The 17,993-nt window shown below is 44.8% G+C and carries 18 protein-coding genes; 7 read left to right on the top strand and 11 right to left on the bottom strand.

What is annotated here, in order from left to right; translation table 11 throughout:
• Nucleotides 1-45: 45 nt before the first annotated feature.
• The 3 genes from ACYFDN_RS10575 to trmB are packed head-to-tail and all read left to right on the top strand — an operon-like array spanning nucleotide 46 to nucleotide 2,395.
• The gene (locus ACYFDN_RS10575; RefSeq protein WP_483511054.1) at nucleotides 46-963 is read left to right on the top strand and encodes an ABC transporter ATP-binding protein; all 918 of its coding nucleotides are present in this window, start codon (nucleotides 46-48) and stop codon (nucleotides 961-963) included.
• Entirely contained in the window at nucleotides 960-1,733 is a 774-nt protein-coding gene (locus tag ACYFDN_RS10570) for an ABC transporter permease (RefSeq protein WP_483511053.1), read from the top strand. Before ACYFDN_RS10575 ends, ACYFDN_RS10570 begins: the two co-directional genes overlap by 4 nt.
• A complete protein-coding gene (gene trmB, locus ACYFDN_RS10565; RefSeq protein WP_221074872.1) occupies nucleotides 1,733-2,395 on the top strand; it encodes a tRNA (guanine(46)-N(7))-methyltransferase TrmB in 663 nt (220 codons plus the stop codon). Before ACYFDN_RS10570 ends, trmB begins: the two co-directional genes overlap by 1 nt.
• Here the strand turns inward: trmB and ACYFDN_RS10560 are convergent, their stop codons facing one another.
• From ACYFDN_RS10560 to sfsA, 11 genes are all read right to left on the bottom strand, one after another.
• Nucleotides 2,396-3,232, bottom strand: a complete 837-nt coding sequence (locus ACYFDN_RS10560; protein WP_016403578.1) for a nitrate- and nitrite sensing domain-containing protein — start codon at nucleotides 3,230-3,232, stop codon at nucleotides 2,396-2,398.
• A 1-nt stretch (nucleotide 3,233) separates the two neighbouring features.
• On the bottom strand, nucleotides 3,234-4,325 hold the full coding sequence (locus tag ACYFDN_RS10555; RefSeq protein WP_152785938.1) for a methyl-accepting chemotaxis protein: 1,092 nt from the start codon (nucleotides 4,323-4,325) through the stop codon (nucleotides 3,234-3,236).
• A gap of 28 nt (nucleotides 4,326-4,353) precedes the next feature.
• Entirely contained in the window at nucleotides 4,354-4,803 is a 450-nt protein-coding gene (locus ACYFDN_RS10550; protein ID WP_483511052.1) for a hypothetical protein, read from the bottom strand.
• Nucleotides 4,804-5,043: 240 nt separating this feature from the next.
• Nucleotides 5,044-5,424, bottom strand: coding sequence for an aspartate 1-decarboxylase (gene panD, locus ACYFDN_RS10545; protein ID WP_016403581.1), 381 nt, complete (start codon nucleotides 5,422-5,424; stop codon nucleotides 5,044-5,046).
• A 27-nt stretch (nucleotides 5,425-5,451) separates the two neighbouring features.
• Nucleotides 5,452-6,300, bottom strand: a complete 849-nt coding sequence (gene panC, locus ACYFDN_RS10540) for a pantoate--beta-alanine ligase (protein ID WP_483511050.1) — start codon at nucleotides 6,298-6,300, stop codon at nucleotides 5,452-5,454.
• Nucleotides 6,300-7,094 carry a 3-methyl-2-oxobutanoate hydroxymethyltransferase gene (gene panB, locus ACYFDN_RS10535; protein WP_483511049.1) on the bottom strand — a complete coding sequence of 265 codons (795 nt, stop codon included), beginning with the start codon at nucleotides 7,092-7,094 and terminating at the stop codon, nucleotides 6,300-6,302. The genes panC and panB overlap by 1 nt, the downstream gene beginning before the upstream one ends.
• Before the next feature lie 55 nt (nucleotides 7,095-7,149).
• Nucleotides 7,150-7,650, bottom strand: coding sequence for a 2-amino-4-hydroxy-6-hydroxymethyldihydropteridine diphosphokinase (folK, locus tag ACYFDN_RS10530; RefSeq protein WP_016403584.1), 501 nt, complete (start codon nucleotides 7,648-7,650; stop codon nucleotides 7,150-7,152).
• A gap of 2 nt (nucleotides 7,651-7,652) precedes the next feature.
• Nucleotides 7,653-8,951: a polynucleotide adenylyltransferase PcnB gene (gene pcnB / locus ACYFDN_RS10525; protein ID WP_246611892.1), complete on the bottom strand. Its 1,299-nt coding sequence runs from the start codon at nucleotides 8,949-8,951 to the stop codon at nucleotides 7,653-7,655.
• Nucleotides 8,952-9,111: 160 nt separating this feature from the next.
• Nucleotides 9,112-9,987, bottom strand: a complete 876-nt coding sequence (gene gluQRS / locus ACYFDN_RS10520; RefSeq protein ID WP_483511048.1) for a tRNA glutamyl-Q(34) synthetase GluQRS — start codon at nucleotides 9,985-9,987, stop codon at nucleotides 9,112-9,114.
• Nucleotides 9,988-10,058: 71 nt separating this feature from the next.
• A complete protein-coding gene (gene dksA / locus ACYFDN_RS10515; protein ID WP_016403587.1) occupies nucleotides 10,059-10,502 on the bottom strand; it encodes an RNA polymerase-binding protein DksA in 444 nt (147 codons plus the stop codon).
• Between the two features lie 331 nt (nucleotides 10,503-10,833).
• A complete protein-coding gene (gene sfsA, locus ACYFDN_RS10510) occupies nucleotides 10,834-11,535 on the bottom strand; it encodes a DNA/RNA nuclease SfsA (RefSeq protein WP_483511046.1) in 702 nt (233 codons plus the stop codon).
• Between the two features lie 135 nt (nucleotides 11,536-11,670).
• On the opposite strand from sfsA, the gene hrpB reads away from it, so the two are divergent.
• From hrpB to ACYFDN_RS10490, 4 genes are all read left to right on the top strand, one after another.
• Entirely contained in the window at nucleotides 11,671-14,142 is a 2,472-nt protein-coding gene (gene hrpB / locus ACYFDN_RS10505) for an ATP-dependent helicase HrpB (protein ID WP_483511045.1), read from the top strand.
• A gap of 231 nt (nucleotides 14,143-14,373) precedes the next feature.
• Nucleotides 14,374-14,886 carry a porin family protein gene (locus ACYFDN_RS10500; RefSeq protein WP_483511043.1) on the top strand — a complete coding sequence of 171 codons (513 nt, stop codon included), beginning with the start codon at nucleotides 14,374-14,376 and terminating at the stop codon, nucleotides 14,884-14,886.
• Nucleotides 14,887-15,012: 126 nt separating this feature from the next.
• Nucleotides 15,013-16,200 carry a patatin-like phospholipase family protein gene (locus ACYFDN_RS10495; protein ID WP_040307607.1) on the top strand — a complete coding sequence of 396 codons (1,188 nt, stop codon included), beginning with the start codon at nucleotides 15,013-15,015 and terminating at the stop codon, nucleotides 16,198-16,200.
• 508 nt (nucleotides 16,201-16,708) lie between these two features.
• Nucleotides 16,709-17,971, top strand: coding sequence for an oligosaccharide MFS transporter (locus ACYFDN_RS10490; RefSeq protein WP_483511041.1), 1,263 nt, complete (start codon nucleotides 16,709-16,711; stop codon nucleotides 17,969-17,971).
• Nucleotides 17,972-17,993 lie beyond the last annotated feature (22 nt).

Here is a 17,993-nt window from a genome sequence, read left to right as displayed (position 1 = left end):
GGGCCCTAAGGGCCCTTTTTTTTATTGTTAATTTAAGTTGTGATTATGCAGGCGTTAGCGATTCAAGGTTTGAAGAAAACCTACCCCGGTGGGGTGCAAGCGGTAAAAGGCTTCGATTTAGTGGTTGAGCAAGGAGATTTCTTTGCGTTGTTAGGCCCAAATGGAGCAGGTAAGTCGACCTCTATTGGGGTGATTACCTCCTTGGTAAATAAGTCTGCTGGCTCGGTTAAGATTTTTGGGTATGACATTGATACCGATTTGGAAGCGGCCAAGTCTTATGTTGGCCTTGTTCCCCAAGAGTTTAACTTCAACCAATTTGAAACAGTGTTGCAAATTGTGGTGAATCAAGCAGGTTATTATGGCGTGCCGCGGCCTCTTGCTATGCAGCGCGCAGAAAAGTACCTCGCCCAATTGGACTTGTGGGAAAAGCGCAATGCCCGAGCGCGCGAACTATCCGGTGGTATGAAGCGCCGATTGATGATTGCGCGTGCTTTAATGCATGAGCCAAAGTTGCTTATCTTGGATGAGCCTACCGCTGGGGTAGACATAGAGTTACGTCGTTCAATGTGGGATTTTTTAAAGCAGCTTAATAGCCAAGGCATAACCATTATTTTAACTACTCACTATCTAGAAGAAGCTGAGATGCTGTGCCGCAATATCGGTATTATTGATAAGGGTGAGCTGGTAGAAAACACTTCAATGAAGCAGCTTCTCTCGAAGTTAAACCTAGAAACCTTTATTTTTGATATTGAAAGCCGCCAGCAAGCAGTGGAGCTAGCGGGTTTTGAATCACGCTTAGTTGACGACCACACCTTGGAAGTTGATGTTGAAAAAAGCCAAGGCTTAAATGCGGTGTTTCGCTTGCTGGATGAAACAGGCGTGGTGGTTCATAGCATGCGCAATAAAGCCAATCGTTTAGAAGAGTTGTTTGTAACCTTAGTGGCTCAAGGGAGGCAAGCATGAAGCTCGCATTGTATGGCACCGCGTTAAAAAGCATTTTAAGTAAAGAAATCATTCGGTTTGGGCGCATTTGGGTACAAACCCTGGTACCGCCTGCCATTACTATGAGCCTGTATTTTGTTATTTTTGGTAACTTAATTGGTTCACGAATTGGCCAAATGGGTGGCTATAGCTACATGGAATTTATTGTTCCTGGATTGATTATGATGTCGGTAATTACCAACTCATACTCTAATGTGGCATCTTCGTTTTTTAGCTGTAAGTTTCAGCGAAACATTGAAGAGCTGCTCGTCGCGCCGGTACCAAACTACATCATCATTTTTGGTTTTGTTGGTGGTGGTGTTGCTCGTGGCTTATGTGTTGGCTTTATTGTAACAATGGTATCGCTATTCTTTGTTCCTTTGCAGTTACACAGTGTTGCCGCGATTATGCTCACGGTGTTGTTAACCTCAATACTGTTTGCATTAGGTGGGCTTATTAATGCGATTTACGCCAATACCTTTGATGACATTAGCATCATCCCTACCTTTATCTTGACGCCGCTTACTTATTTGGGAGGGGTATTCTATTCAATTAGTTTACTGCCTGAGTTTTGGCAGGGAGTGTCGCAAATCAACCCGATTGTTTACATGGTTAACGCCTTTCGATTTGGCTTCTTGGGCATAACCGATGTATCGCTGCATTTTTCATTTAGCATGATCTTGGGCTTCATCGCCATTTTGTATACCTGGGCGTATATCTTGATCAAGCGCGGTTACGGGTTGAGAGCGTAATGGAAGGTAATTCTCGAAGCGTTAGCTCTAACCAGCAAGGTATTCACGAAAACTTAAATAAGGTGGTACAACGTCACCTTGATGAAGAGTTCAAAAAGCCTTATCGCCAGCATACTCTAGAAGCATTTTTGCAGTTAGAAAAGCAGGTAGAGGTGGCGGCGCGACCTCTGGTGTTTGATTCTTGCTGTGGTACGGGTGTGAGCACTGCTGCCTTGGCTGAATTGCACCCTGATGCTCTGGTGATCGGCATGGATAAATCTGCCCATAGACTAACTAAGCACCAGGCGCATTTTGACCAAGCTGGGCAAAACTACTTGTTATTGCAAGTGGATTTAAACGATTTTTGGCGTTTGGCCGTGGAAGCTGGGTGGCAGCCTAGTCATCATTACATCCTATATCCGAATCCTTGGCCAAAGTCGCGACACTTGCAGCGTCGTTGGCACGGCAGTGCAGTGTTCCCTTATTTGCTTAAGCTTGGTGGGCAACTCGAACTGCGCAGTAACTGGCAAACTTACTTGGAAGAGTTTCAAGTAGCGCTAGAATTAGCTGGCCATTCAAGCCAGCTAAATAGCTTTAAAACCGATACACCAATTACTGCTTTTGAACGTAAATATCAAAACAGTGGCCAGCAACTTTGGCAGCTGCGTAGCCACTTAGCCTAGCTAATGCTTAGCGTGCTGCTGCGCTTCTAAATGGGCTATTCCAGCATCAAATAGTTGGTATAGCCCTTCCAGTACTTTACTCGCCTGCTGAAAATACTCATTCACCGAAATAGTCGGCTGAGGTTTGTTGATCAACTCGACCTCTATGGTATCAAGTAGCTGTTCCAACAAGGGCTGATAAGCCGGGTCATTGGGGATAAAGCTGTGAGCAAAATGGTTAAGTGATTGCGAATCAATTTGGGCGATTTTATTGTGCAAGAAAGCCAAACGGATTCGCTCAACACTGCTGCTTTGTTTAGCGGCTGCCAAACCGCTGCCTAGCGCCCTTACTTGACCAATTGATTCAGCTGTTTCCAACAGTTCAAACCACAAAAAGTCGATGTTTTTATGTTGCTTACTTAGGCTAGATAAGCAGTAAAAGCTGGCTAGGTCTTGAGACAAAAACAGCAAGTTTTTGATCATCAAACTGTGTTGAGCAATGTTGTTCTCTAAGTTATTGCTTGGCCAATTTTGCTGTAGCCTTGGCCAGTGTTGATTAAAGCTATCCCAACGAGCTTGGCGCGATACAAAGCTGTCTTCGCTTAAGCTAAGGTGGGCGCTTACAATTTGCTTTTGTTGCGCATTTAATGCGGCAGATTGCTGTTGGTCGCCATTTAGAATGGCGCAACTTAGGCCGCGATGTTTTTGCAGCGATACCACCAAGTTCTTTAGCTGCTTTAATGCTGCAAGGCCTGCGTACTGCTGTTGAGTGCGGCGCTTGGCTAATAACCAAGAGATAGCAACTGATATTAGCAGTAGGCTAATTACGCTAGTGGCAATAATAACGCTAGTATTCATATTACGCTCCTTGCTGACTTAACACGCTAAGGTGTTTGGCAATGTCGGCGCTTTGCTCGGCGCTGGCGGTGTTTTCTCGGGCGGAGTCTGCTACTTGGTTGATGTGAGCAGAAAGCTCGATAGTTGCCGCGTGTTGTTGTTCACTGTTGCTCGCTATCATTTCTGTTTGGGCTTGAAGCTCTTGGTTTTTGGTGTAAATCAGCTTAAGTTGCTGGCGTGAATTATCCACAGTGTCTTGAATCTCTTGAGCTTGGGTGGTTAGCTGAGTAATGTGCTCGAGCACTTCATTAATGTTGCGTTGTACTTCACGCATACTGTCGCTGATTTCGTTGGCAGATTGATGACTGCGGTTAGCAAGATTTCTTACTTCGTTGGCCACAATGGCAAAGCCGCGACCATGCTCACCTGCACGAGCGGCTTCGATGGAGGCGTTAAGTGCCAATAAGTTCGTTTGTTCAGCTATTTCTTCAATGGTTTTTGAGATGCTGCTTACGGTGTTCGATTTTTGGTGTAATTGGGTCACCTTCTCAAGGCTAACTTCTCCTTTAGCCACCATTTTTTCGGTACCTTGTTGAGCAACTAAAGCAGCCTCTTGGCCCAATTCCGAGAAGCGCTTGGCTTCAAAGCTGGCTTCCGCTACCAGCTTAACTTGCTCGGCAACATCCTTAATACTTTCACTCATTTCTACTACCGCGCTGGCAGAGGCTTGGCTAGCATCTGCTTGTTGCACAGCGCCTGAAGCTACCGACTGAGCCTGCAATGACAACTCTTTTGAGCAGTGACTGATTTCGTCTAAGGCATCTTGCTGTTCTAATACTCGGCGTTGCTGTTCTCTTAGTAGTTCGAGTTGCTGGTGACGAGTATCTTGGAATAGGTAGCTGGCTAAGCCTTTACTGTGTACCTTGTCTGGTTGTTCAATCTGTTGCATTAACAGTTTGAGCACACTTAAGGTGAGACCACTTAAACACAAGCTTAAACAGACTAAAGCGAGGTTAGCGAGGCTTTGCTGCTGTTGTAGGTCAATAATGCTCAATCCTATAAGCACTAAAAAACCAAACAGAAAGCTATAAAAAATAGTGGCTGCACTACGCATTTAAACTCCTTTATACGTATCCGCATATTTACTTATTAGGAGTCAAAGCAAAGACTGTTCCCTTTTGAGTGTTTTGTTTAAAAGAGTCGCTGGTGGCCAGTTGGGTGAGTTGCAATATTTGCTGATGATAGTGGCGAAGTTGGCTTAGGTTTTGGCAGTGGGCAAGTGCTTGCCAATGTAAAACAATCTGTTCTACCTTGGCACAGTAGCGGTAGTTGTTTTGAGCTTGTAGCAACACCATTATTTCTTCAATTTGCTCTTTGGTGCCATCTAGCTCAGCAGGCGAAAACAGTGGGTCAGAGAGCTTCTGAGCCTGCATGCGCCAATGTCTTCTTGTCATATGATTGAGCGATTGAAGCAGTTGTGTATGTTCAATCTGTTGTTGATTATCAGCTCGACGATGGCTTGATACTATTGATGGAATAGGTATTAATGCTAAGGCAAATAACACCAGCAATACCAGATAAATACTTAGCACGACCGCTCCCTGCGCTACAAACTTCAATCTTTAGTTCTTTACAGCAAAAAACAAACCAAAGCTTTGGTAAGTCCTTAATAAGGCAAACTTATCGCTAGTTTTGACTTTATTGTTGGGGAAATATTTTGATGATGTTGCGGTGAGGTTAAATGTAAGGGTTTATTTGCTGTTTTATGACAAAAGGTACAATAATGGCGCACGTAGATGGTGCGCCATTCTAAAGCCTGCACAGCTTTGGTGCTAAGCTAATTGAACTGGAATATCTTTGCTAGTTCTAACGATATCGTTGTTCTCGTTTAGGTAAACCAAAGAAGGTTTATGAGACTTAGCTTCTTCGTTGCTCATACCAACATAAGCACAAATAATAACTCGGTCGCCCACGGCTGCGCGACGTGCTGCTGCGCCATTTACTGAGATGATTTTTGAGCCGCGTTCACCAGAGATTGCGTAAGTAGAAAAACGCTCGCCATTCTCAATATTATAGATATCAATTTTCTCGTATTCGAGAATACCTGCTTGATCCAAAACATCTTGGTCGATAGCACAAGAGCCTTCATAGTTGAGCTCTGCATGGGTTACGCGTGCTTGGTGAAGTTTGCCTTTTAGCATAGTGGTTTGCATTGACGTTCTCTCTTTTAATCGACGAAATTAGTGTAGTTCAATCACGCAGTTATCTATTAGCCTTACTTCTCCTAGGAAGGCGGCCATTAGAATAACAGCAAAGCGAGATTGGGGGGTTAGGGGGCTTAGGCTTTCGGCGTCTACGATATCGATACCGTCGCACTTAAATCCGTTGTTTTCCAGCGCTTGTTGGGCTGCTTTGCTAAGTTCAGCTTGATTGCTGTGGCTTAGCTGTGATGCAATGTTCTGCATCTCTTTTGCTAATAATGGCGCGGTTTGTAGCTGCTCGCTGCTTAAGCGGTTGTTGCGTGAGCTCATGGCTAAACCACTCGCTTCTCTTACCGTAGAAAGGCCAATAATTTCAATTGGCAGTATCAGATCTGTCGTCATCTTGCGAATAAGCGCGAGCTGCTGATAGTCTTTTTCGCCAAATACTGCCAAATGTGGCTGCACGAGATTAAACAACTTACAAACCACAGTCGAGACGCCGTCAAAATGACCAGGGCGTAATTCGCCTTCCAGAATGTCTGAAAGAACAGGCACTGTTACTTTAGTCTCTGCTTCCAAACCATTTGGGTAAAGTGCTTCAGCGCTAGGGGTAAATACAAAATCAGCACCAGCTTGGTTTAGCGCTGTAATATCTTGTTCTAGGGTGCGAGGGTAGTTGGCTAAATCACTGCTGTTGTTAAATTGCAGCGGATTAACAAAGATAGACACCACCACTACATCGCAGCTTTTTTGGGCTTCTTTAACTAGCGCAATATGGCCAGCATGCAGATTACCCATGGTGGGAACAAAGCCAATTTTTCGACCTTTTAGGCGCGCGGCATTTAGGGCCGAGCGTAATTCACTCGGCTGTTCTACAACTTTAAGCATTAACTGAAACTCTGCGCTTCACCTGGGAACTCACCTGAAGCAACTTGTTCTAAATAGAGACTAATTGCACCGCGAATATCACCGGTTTCAGCTAAGAAGTTTTTAGAAAACTTAGGAATATGGCCTTTGCTAATGCCAAAAGCATCATGCATTACGAGGATTTGGCCATCGGTTACGTTACCTGCGCCAATGCCAATTACCGGAATAGTTAAGGCTTCCGTGATGAGTTTAGCGAGTTCAGTGGGAATGCATTCTAATACCAACAATTGAACACCGGCTGCCTCTAGTTGCTTAGCATGCTGCAACATCTCTTGAGCTTGTTGCTCGCTGCGACCTTGAACTTTATAACCACCAAACAAATGCACTGATTGAGGCGTTAAACCAAGGTGACCACATACTGGAACGCCGCGCTCAACCAAGCCTTTAATGGTAGGGCTTAACCATTCTCCACCTTCTACTTTTACCATTTGCGCACCGGCTTGCATAAGCTTGGCGGCGTTTTGGTAAGTTTGCTCTGGAGTGGCATAAGACATAAAAGGCATGTCGGCTACGATCATAGTTTTTTCGGTTCCACGAGCAACACAGCGAGTGTGGTAGGCAATATCATCAATGCTTACTGCCAAGGTATCTTTGTGACCTTGCAGCACCATGCCTAGTGAATCACCAATTAACAGCATATGCATGCCTAACTCATCAAACAATGCAGCAAAGCTCGCATCGTAAGCGGTGATACAGGAGAATTTCTCGTTGTTTTGTTTGAACTTTTGTAAGTGAGAAACTGTAAATCTGCTCATAGTTCGTTACCGTTTGCCTCAAACTACGAGGCAAATTTGTTAGTGAATATTAGCTTTAAGCCCACTCTTGGGGGCATTTAAAAACTTGTAAGCCGTTGCTGTCGATAGATTCTGCTAACTGTTGCACCAAACTTCCGTCTGGTAAGCATAAATCATTGGCAATTTCAGCGAGCGGTAATAATACAAACTCTCGCTGTTTCATTCCATAGTGCGGCACGGTTAGTCGTGGTGTATCGATGATTTGTTTGCCATAAAGCAATATATCGAGGTCTAGGGTCCTAGGGCCCCAACGTTGTTCTTTACGTTCGCGACCTTGTTCTAATTCGATCTTTTGGCAAAGGTCGAGTAAGTCGAGTGGTGCCAAATCAGTTTCTAGCTGGAGTACTGCATTCAGATAGTCTGGCTGATCTTGTGGCCCCATTGGACGACTTTGATACAGTGAAGAGCTAGCAACAACATCGAGTTCAGCCGAGGCAGCTAGAGCACGCCTAGCTGCGATGGCTTGATGGAGCGGGTTGACTAAATTACTGCCTAAGGCCAGGAAGCAAGTGGTCATTATTAACTGTCAGTCTTTTTTGGCTTACGCGGACGACGGCGGCTTTTGCTGCGGCCTGAGTTTTTATTTAACTCGCGAACCATGGTATTGCGGCCTTGCTCGTTACTGCGTTGCCATTGTTGCCACCATTGGGCCAACTCGCCAAGGTGTTTGTCTTGAGTGGCTTTAGCACGCAACTCTAAAAAGTCGAAAGCAGCTCTAAAGCGCGGATGACCAAAGGTTTGGAAAGCACGTTTACCAAAACGACGATCTAGGCGAGCCTGAAGCTGCCATATTTCGCGAATGCCAGTGGTGAAGCGTTTTGGTATCGCTACGCTCTTACACTGTTGGTCGAGCAACCAGTTCATCGCCATTGCCGATGCGTCATGCTCGCCTAAAGAAAGCTCTATGAGTAATTCATCTTTCTTTATTTCCAATAGTGGCCACAGCAGTGCTGCAAATACAAAGGCAGGTGTTACTTTTTGGTCGCCACGTACCCGCTTATCGGTGCTGGCTAAGGCCATGAGCATAAAACGTAGCTCTGGTGCGTCTTCATCCCATTGTTGTAACAAGGGTTTTAACAGCGGGAATAGCGGATAAAGCAGCTGAGTATCAGCCAGCATTTTGAAGGTAGATTTACCATCGCCGCCTAAGAATAGCTTTAAACATTCTTCAAATAGGCGCGCTGCGGGAATATCTTTCAGCAGGTGACCATACTGAGCAATCGGGTCACAGCTTTCAGGCGCAATGCTAAAGTCCAGTTTAACCGCAAAACGTACAGCGCGAAGCATCCTTACTGGATCTTCACGGTAGCGCGTTTCTGGATCACCAATTAATTGTAAGCGGCGCTCCGCAATATCATTTATACCACCCGCAAAATCGACAACGGAAAAGTCGGCAATATTGTAATACAGCGCATTTACGGTGAAGTCACGACGCTCTGCATCTTCATCGATGCTGCCGTACACGTTGTCGCGCAGTAACATGCCTTCTTCACTGCGTTTTGATTCGGTATTGGCATTGGCGCTGTCATGATGGCCACGGAAGGTGGCTACTTCAATGATTTCTCGGCCAAATAAAATGTGCGCTAAACGAAAACGGCGGCCAACTAAACGACAATTGCGGAATAAGGCTTTAATCTGCTCAGGGGTAGCATTGGTCGCAATGTCAAAGTCTTTAGGTTGCTTGCCTAGCAATAAGTCACGCACGCCACCGCCCACTAAATAAGCGTTGTAGCCCGACTTGTGTAAGCGATAAAGCACCTTAAGGGCGTTTTCGCTGATGTCTTGGCGAGAAATATTGTGCTCAGCACGAGGGATCACCTGTTGCTCCAAGCCTATTGGTTCAGCGCTATTTGGCTTGATGATCCGCTTATATACTTTGGCGAGTTTGCGTAAAATGGGTGCCCCCTTGAGCGCGCATTATCTACATGGTGAAAAATAAGGCGCTAATATAGCTTTTTTACAAAGAAATACAACTAATTCACTGGCTGTCTAGTGAGATTTTTGGTACTACAGAAAGCCGCCAATTTTCTAGAGCCTTGATTAGTATTTGCTCACAGCTTAGTTCAAGCCAGTCGGCTTCGCTCGTTTGCCCTAAATATCTTAAGGCTTGCAGCAGTAATTGCTGATTTTGCTTGCCCGAAATAGAAGGCGCGTGGTTTTGCTTACTGAGTTTATTGCCACTTTCATCAAGCACTAATGGAAGATGCAAATAATTTGGAGCAGGTTTAGCTAAAAGCTCAAAAATGGCCAACTGCCTACCAGTGGTAAGAATTAAATCTGCACCTCTTACTACTTCGGTAATCCCTTGTTCGGCGTCATCTAAACTCACCGCTAGATTATAGGCATATAGGCCGTCACGGCGTTTTATGATGAAGTCTTCTTTGGCTAAGGCGGCTGGAATATTTACTGTGCCGTAAGCCACATCTTCAAATTGTTCAATGGCCCGCGTGCTTTGTAATCGCACGGCTTGATCTTGGCCACTTAGCTGTAGATTGCGACAAGTACCAAGATAGTAGCCGCCGGAAGCTTTTATTTGTTTGCGGGTACATTGGCAAAAGTAAGCACTGTCTTGGTTTAGCCAATGGTTAATTTGATCTTGGTACGCTTCTAGGCGCTGGCTTTGATATAAGACTTCACCATCCCAATGCAGACCAAACTGTTCTAGCTGTTGCAGGATAAGTTTACTCGCACCGGCTTGTTCTCTCGGTGGATCGATGTCTTCAATGCGAACTAACCATTGACCATGGTGATGACGAGCTTGAAGGTAGCTGCCAACGGCGGCAACTAAAGAGCCTAAGTGTAATGGGCCTGAAGGGGAAGGGGCAAAACGGCCTACGTAGGGCTTAGCGCTCATAGTAAAATTCTTACAATATAAAGCTAGGCAGATAGAGTGATTAGCTTATCTGCCTTGGCTTTAAACAAAAACTAGCCGACCAGTTGTTTCTCTTTGATCTCAGCTAAGGTTTTGCAATCGATACACAGATCAGCTGTTGGTCTAGCTTCTAAACGGCGAATGCCGATTTCCACACCACAGGCATCACAAAAACCGAAGTCATCTTCAATTTTAAGTAAGGTCTTCTCGATTTTCTTGATCAGCTTGCGTTCGCGGTCGCGAGTACGAAGTTCAAGGCTGAATTCTTCCTCTTGCGCTGCGCGGTCAACTGGATCAGGGAAGTTAGCCGCTTCGTCTTTCATATGCGTTACAGTGCGATCAACTTCTTCACGAAGTTGGTTGCGCCACGCTTCAAGAATAGTTCGGAAGTGGTCTAACTGAGCATCGTTCATGTACTCTTCGCCAGGCTGAGCTTGATATGGTTCAACCCCTGCGATAGAGAGCACACCTAGTGTTTTCTTTTTGCCGTCTGGCATACTTCTCTCCCAAATTCCGTACGACTTTTTTCGTTAAACAGTCGAGGATGTAAATTAGGCGGGTATCTATAGCAGAAAGGCTAACGTACCGCAAATGAATTGCCATGAATTTGCCAATTCTGCCTAAGCTCGGTAAAAGAAATTAGACTGTTTGCTGTTTTTTTGACCACTCCTCTAAAGTAGTAAATGTTTTGCTGATGTTGTCATAAAAATGTCACCGTCATCCCTATCATCTAGCCGTTTTTTGCAAAATGTTCCAGTTTGCCATGAGTCAAACTTAGCTCAATTTCATGTAAATATTAATGTACAAGTCAGTATAGCACTGACTGTTCTAGTACACCGGAACGGCATGATCTAGCGTGCATTGTTGAGGGCTTAGTTTGGCTTTGTAAGCCAGCACTTCTACCCCTTGTTGCTTAGCTAATTCTAGTAATTCTGCGTAAGTTGGGTCGATGTGAGCAGCAGCTTGAACAGTATTTATTCCACTGTGTAATACGGCAAACAACAATATTGCGCGATGACCTTGTTGCTTCATTTCAATTAGTTCTCGTAAATGCTTTTGACCGCGGGTGCTTACTGCATCTGGGAAGTAGCCTTTACCGTTTTGCAGCAAGGTACAAGACTTCACCTCTATGTAGCACTTTTCACGCTTTGGGTCTTCCAGCAAAAAATCGATGCGGCTGTTTTCGCTGCCATATTTTACTTCGCGGCGAAGCTGAGCATAACCGTTTAGCTCGGTAATAATGTCTTGTTGAATCGCTTGTTCAACCCACTCGTTTGCTTTGGCTGTATTTACACAAATAGTATCGCCATCTTTGGTTTGGCACAGCTCCCAGCTAAGTGAGTACTTACGCTTAGGGTTGTTTGATTGACTGTACCAAACGGTGTTGCCAGGCTCGGCACAACCGGTCATAGCGCCTGTGTTGGCACAGTAAATGGTGGTTTCACTGCCGTCTTCAAGCACCACATCGGCGAGAAAACGTTTATAGCGTTTGATTAAGGTGGCAGCTTTTAATGGAGATTCAAATGACATACAGCGTGGTTAAGCGAGTAAATAGTGAATGCATGCTAACACTTAAGCACTAAGCTGGAGAATAAGTTTACTTGGGTCACTCTCACGCTTTGGGTACACTAGCCGGATTTAGTGTTTCGCAATAATGGAGCGGTTTTGAGCGCATTGCCTGTTACCCAGATATTCCCTGATTTATTGGCGAGTTTGAGCAATAAACAACAGTTTATAGTGTGCGCTCCACCGGGAGCCGGTAAGTCGACAGCATTACCGCTAATGTTACTGCAACAAGCAAAGCTTAAAGGCAAAATTATTTTGCTGGAGCCACGACGTTTAGCTGCGCGCAATATCGCAGAGTTTTTGGCAAGCCAATTGGGCGAATCGGTAGGGGAGCGAGTTGGCTACCAAATGCGCGGTGACAAGCGACATTCTTCTCAGACTCAGTTATTAGTGGTAACCGAAGGCATATTAACCCGCTTGATTCAGCAAGATCCTGAGCTTGATGGCGTGGCGATGGTGATCTTCGATGAGTTTCACGAGCGCAGCATTCATGCTGATTTAGGTTTAGCGCTTAGTCTAGAAGTGCAGCAGGCTTTTAACCCAGAGTTGAAGCTAATGATTATGTCGGCAACGCTTGAAAGTGATGCCTTGAGCAAGCTATTGCCCGAGGCGCAGATACTAGAAAGCCAAGGTCGCAGTTTTCCCATCACTTATAGTTATCACACCATTAAGCGAGATTGGCAATGGAGCGAGCGCTTTGCTCAGTTAGTGGCAAAAGCCATGGCCGAGCAATCTGGCAGTGTGTTGGCGTTTTTACCGGGGAACGCTGAAATTCGCCAAGTTGAGCAGCACTTGCGGCCATTATTGTCGACCGAATATCAGCTATATAGCCTATACGGCAAGCTAAGTTTAGCCGAGCAACAAGCGGCTATTCGTACGGCGCAAGACGGCAAACATAAAATCGTACTAGCCACCAATATTGCCGAAACCAGTTTAACCATTGATGGCATTAGTTGTGTGGTAGACAGCGGTTTAGAGCGCCAAGCCAGTTATCACGCCAATAGTGGAACCACGCGCTTACAAACCAAAATGATTTGCAAGGCATCGGCGATACAACGGGCCGGCCGAGCAGGGCGCTTACAAGCTGGTCATTGTTATCGCGCCTACAGCGAAGAGCAGTTAAATCATCGCCCCTTTGCTGCCAGCCCAGAGATCACTCGCAGTGAGTTAAGTCGTTTGGTGATTGAACTCCTACATTGGGGAGCCGATGCCAGTGAATTGCAATGGCTAGACATACCACCTAGTGCTCACCTTGGGCAAGCCAAGCAATTGTTGAGTGATTTAGCCTTACTAAAGGATGGGCGTTTAAGCGACCGAGCGGAGCAATTAAATACCAGTGGTGTTGGGCCACGAATGTTAGCCATGTTAGATCAAGCTCAGCAATGGCAGCAGCAACACAATGTTGAAGGATTGTTGTGGCGAGCTTGTGAGTTAGCGGCTTTGTTAGATAGCAATAACTCACATCAAAGTGATCAACTTAGCCAAGCATTTACAGCCTTAAAAGGCTTTGCTAAGCAGCAATATCAGCAACAAATAAAACAACTGGCTCAGCGTTTTAAGGTTAAAGCGACTGGGGGCGTAGCCGAGCATTGGGATGGCTTGTTGTTAGCCCAAGCGTTTCCCGACAGAATCGCCTTAAAGCGCCAAGGGCGTAATTATACCTGCAGTGGTGGTTTTGGTTTAGCGCTTGACGAACAGCAGCATCAATTGAGCAAAAGTGATGCCTTAGTGGTGTGCGATCTATATTGGCCAGAGGGACGAAACCAAGGCAAAGTTGCGCTGGCTTGCCAGCTAGATTTACCGCAACTAAAAGCCTTACAAGCAGAGCGCTTTACTAGCAGGTTACATTGCCAGTGGTCCGACTCTGCTAAACGAATCGTCGCCGAAAAACAGCAATGCTTAGGTGAGTTGGTATTAAGTGCCAAAGCAGCTGAGCAGCTTGAAGCAGAACAAGTGGTAAGTGCTTGGCTTAAGCAGATTCGAGTTAAAGGCTTTGCTTGGTTGCCAGTTGGCGATAAGGCCAACGCTTGGCTTGAGCGGGTACGTTGTGCTCAACAGTGGTTTAGTGAACTGGCGATGGCAGATTTTAGCGAAGAAGCGCTGTTAGAGGATGCAGAGCAATGGCTCACTATGCACTTGGCGAGTTGCAGAACATGGCAGCAGCTTAAAAATATCGATTGGTTGGCGGCCTTGAAGTCGCGGCTAGATTGGCAGCAACAGCAACAAATCGAAAGTTTAGTGCCTAGCCACTATTTAGCACCTTCCGGTAACCGGGCGGCCATTCGTTACCAACTAGGGCAAGCTCCGGTTGTGGCTATTAAACTGCAGGAGATGTTTGGCCAACCGCAGTCTCCCCAGCTAGGCAATAAAGTTGCTATTACCTTAGAGTTGCTCTCTCCTGGCGGCAAACCCTTGCAGCTTACTCAAGATTTAGCCAGCTTTTGGCAGTCTGCTTATGTAGAAGTTAAAAAAGAGATGAAAGGGCGCTACCCTAAGCACCCTTGGCCTGATGACCCGGTTAGTGCACAAGCCACTCATAAAACTAAACGTCAGCTTAATTTATCCAAGTAAGTAAAACCTTCAGCATTTTATAATCACCATATTGTAATGTTATTCGTGACAGTTTGTGATGTTGGCGATGCTATATCCAAACAATTTGTATCGGTATTATGTGCCGGCACTCGCTAATCAACAGCGAGCTGCTTAACGCGTTATTAAGGACGAGTTACTTCTTAATACGGTTTGGTTATCTCAATAGAGTTAACCAATGATGATTCTTTACAAATGGCGAGAATAAACTTTATGAATAAAAAGACTATATTGAGCGCACTAATTATTTCTTCAGTTTCTGTAGGTGCTCACGCAGCCAACACAGATGTAGATTGGTTTGTTGGTGGTGGTGTTGGTTATCAGGCTGACAATATCAAAGGTGAATATACTGGCGGAGATGATGACGCAACTTTTCAGTTACGTGGTGGTGCTATCATCAACGAAAATCACCGTGTGATGGGCACTTATGCTTACATGGATGAATTAAGTCAAAATACCTTTTTAGCTTCTTACGATTACATCCATCCGGTTAGTGAGAAATTTAGTGTATTTGCTGGTGCTTCTATTGGTGCGGCAGACAGCGAAATTAATAATCAAAGCTCCACAGAATTTGTATGGGGCGGACAAGCTGGTGTGATGTATCGCATCAATAGTAACTGGAGTGCAGAACTTGCTTACCGTTACTTAGACCAAGATTATCAATCGCACGGAGTTAAAATAAACGATACGCAGCAAGTTTATATGTCGGTAGATTACCGTTTCTAATTTTGCTCAGTTTGGGCTGAGCATGGATGTTAGCCCTAGCTCTTATTTACAGTAATAACTAAATTTATTTGTCTTGCTTTCTGTTACGATTATTCTATTCATTTACTTCAATTGGAGTGCTTTTCTTTGTCTACGCTCCCGCTTATTTCAATACGTTCAAGGTTTTGCTTAGCTTTACTGCTATTTATGGTCGTTGGCTGCAGTTCACCAGAGAGAAATGCTGCTCAAGAATCTGAGTTAATGTATCCATTAGCCACCGCTGGGCTGCGGTATTGGGATGGCGAAAGCACCGAAATTACTGAGCATAATATTGAGCAAGAGTATCAAAGCATCCTCGACAGTCGAGCGCGAAATAACGGTGTGGGAAGTGACATTTACCACTTGGCGTTGTCGGGAGGTGGAGTAAATGGTGCCTTTTCGGCTGGTGTATTAAACGCTTGGACGGCTAACGGTGATAGGCCAGAGTTTGACTTGGTGACTGGGGTATCAACCGGCGCGATTGTCTCAGTTTTTGCGTATTTGGGCAGTGACTATGATTCAACCCTAAAAAATTATTATACCGAAACGCCAATGAGCAGTTTATTTCAGGTTAAAAGCATTTGGAGCTTACTGCGTGGGGAAGCGGTACTTGATACTGCAGGCTTTGAGGATCAAGTACGAAGTTACATTGATGCCGACATTGTTAAGCAGTTAGCAGAGCAACGGGCTAAAGGACGTTTATTGGTTATTGGAACAACTAACCTGGATAACGAAAAAATGTCTTTGTGGGATGTGGGAAAGATTGCTCAAGTAGGCAGTGACGAGGCCATCACACTGATTCAAAATATCATTATTGCTAGTAGTTCTGTGCCAGGTGCATTTCCAGCAAAAAGCATTGTTATTGATGATGGGCAGCAGCGCTTCGAAGAATTACACGTAGACGGTGGCGTATCTCGGCAAGTGTTTTTGGTGCCTCAATGGGCTTACTATAACCTACCCTTTGAACGTAATCCTCAGCATGTCTTTGTCATTCGCAATGGCTTGTTAAAGCCACATTATCAAGTCACCAATAATAACCTTACAGATATTGGTTTACGTTCCATTTCAACTATCATCCGCAATCAAGGAATTGGCGATGTAGAGCATATTTATCACTTTGCTCAACACAATCAAATGAGCTTTAGGCTTGCCTATATTGATAATGATTTTTCTAAAATTAGTGATGAAGCTTTTACCAAAGAGTACATGACCAGCCTGTACCAATACGGCTATCAAAAAACCATAGCCGATTCTTTATGGGAAAATGTACCTCCTAGCTTGCAGCATGTTCAATAAACCTGCCGCATCGCCAAGCAAAAATACGCACTGTGTAACGCGCGCCGTATAATGCCTACTGCGTATTAATTTTATGCAGTAGCTCGCTGACGCCCAGACAAAACCAGCGTGGTCATCCCCTAGCTTTTCTCATGAAGTGGTTTTTCTAGCTCTGCATTCTGCGGCAAGGTTGTCTGGCGCTTGTGCCACCCTCTTTACTCTGCTCTTGTAAGCTTCGCTGACTAGGATTGACTGTCACCTTGGGGACACTTTATTGCTCTAATAGTTCTTATTAGCCAATATTGCCTATGGGATGGGGTAGAGATCATAAATTAAGCTTTTGCCAGTTGACCGCGTATTTATATATAAATAGTTTATTTGCAAATAAATCCTTGAGGTTGGGTTTGCAGAGCAGGGAAGTGTAGAAAATGGATGCTTGGATTATTTACATCATTGGCAGTATCAACTTCATCAATTTTACCGCGGCATTCAGTATTTACTGTGTTGCGACTAAGCAAATGGAGTCTCGATGAAAACCGATAGTAACCGTGTTGCCATGGCTAAAATCTGCCTAATGTATTTCTTCTACAACTTTTTCTGGTCTTTAAGCTCTGGATCGTTGTTTTCAGTTTGGCTAAATGATCGCGTGGGTATTGATGGCTCGCAGATAGGAGTGTTGTTTGGTTTGCAAACCGGCATAGCCGTGTTGTTTAAACCTGCCTTTGGTTACATATTGGATAAGTTAGGGCTTAAAAAGCACCTAATTTATTTTATTGCAGTACTGAGTTTAGCCATTGGGCCGTTCTATATTTATGTCTATGGTCCTTTGTTGGCAAACAGCGCAACCTTTGCACTTGGTATTGTGGTTGGCTCTGTGTATTTGGGAATGCTGTTTCAGGCAGGAAGTGGTGTGATTGCTTCTTACAGTGACCGCTTTGCTCGCTGCCACGCCAGTGACTTTGGTATTGTGAATGGTTTTGGCATTGCAGCTTGGGGCGTGTCGGCAGTGTTAGCTGGCTTTTTGTATAACATTAATCCAGATCTTATTTTCCACGCGTGCAGCGTTTCTGCAGTACTCATGCTGTTGTGTACCTTGCTGCTTAAAGTGCGCCACTTAGACGGCTTAGATAATGAGGTTATTTCCCAAGAGAAGATCCAAAAAGCCGATGTGATTGCTTTACTTAAGCAGCCAAAAATGTGGGCCTTTATGACCTATGCAGGCACCATTTCGGTGGTGTTTTGGACGTCGATGACCCAGTTTACTCGTTACTTTATAAGCTTCTTTCCCACCCAAGAAGAAGGCATTTCCTTTAGTTCTAGCATGGATGGCATAACCGCGATCTTTTTGTTTTTCTTCAGTATGGCGGTGCCATTGATCATTAAAAAGGTGGGGGCAAAAGGCAGTTTAGTATTAACTGCAGCGGGCATTTCTGCGGTGTTGTTAATGATTGGTTACGCTGGCTTAGGTGAGAAGAATTTTTACTTAGCGCTGGTGGCTAAATTGCTATTTGGTATTGTGAATCCAATGCTCATTATTTCGGTATTTGCGTACACCGCCGAGCAGTTCGACAGAAAAGTTAACTCCTTTACTTATATGTTTGGTTTTCAGGTAGTTAACAATGTAATGACCGCGATTGCTTCACCGGTTATGGGCAGTATGTACGATCAATATGGCTTCCCTTGGAGCTATATCTATTTTGGTTTGTTTGCCGCCGCTGCCACGGTGTTAGCCATGTTTACGCTTAGCGCAAAGTCACAAGCGCCCGCAGCCAATAGCGCTATAGCTAATTAAATCTATCTGTTTTTGTTCTCCT

The sequence above is a fragment of the Agarivorans sp. D1326 genome, from assembly GCF_056958115.1.
The sequence above is the reverse complement of the archived record's forward strand: the minus strand, read 5'-3'. Positions and strand labels throughout refer to the sequence as shown.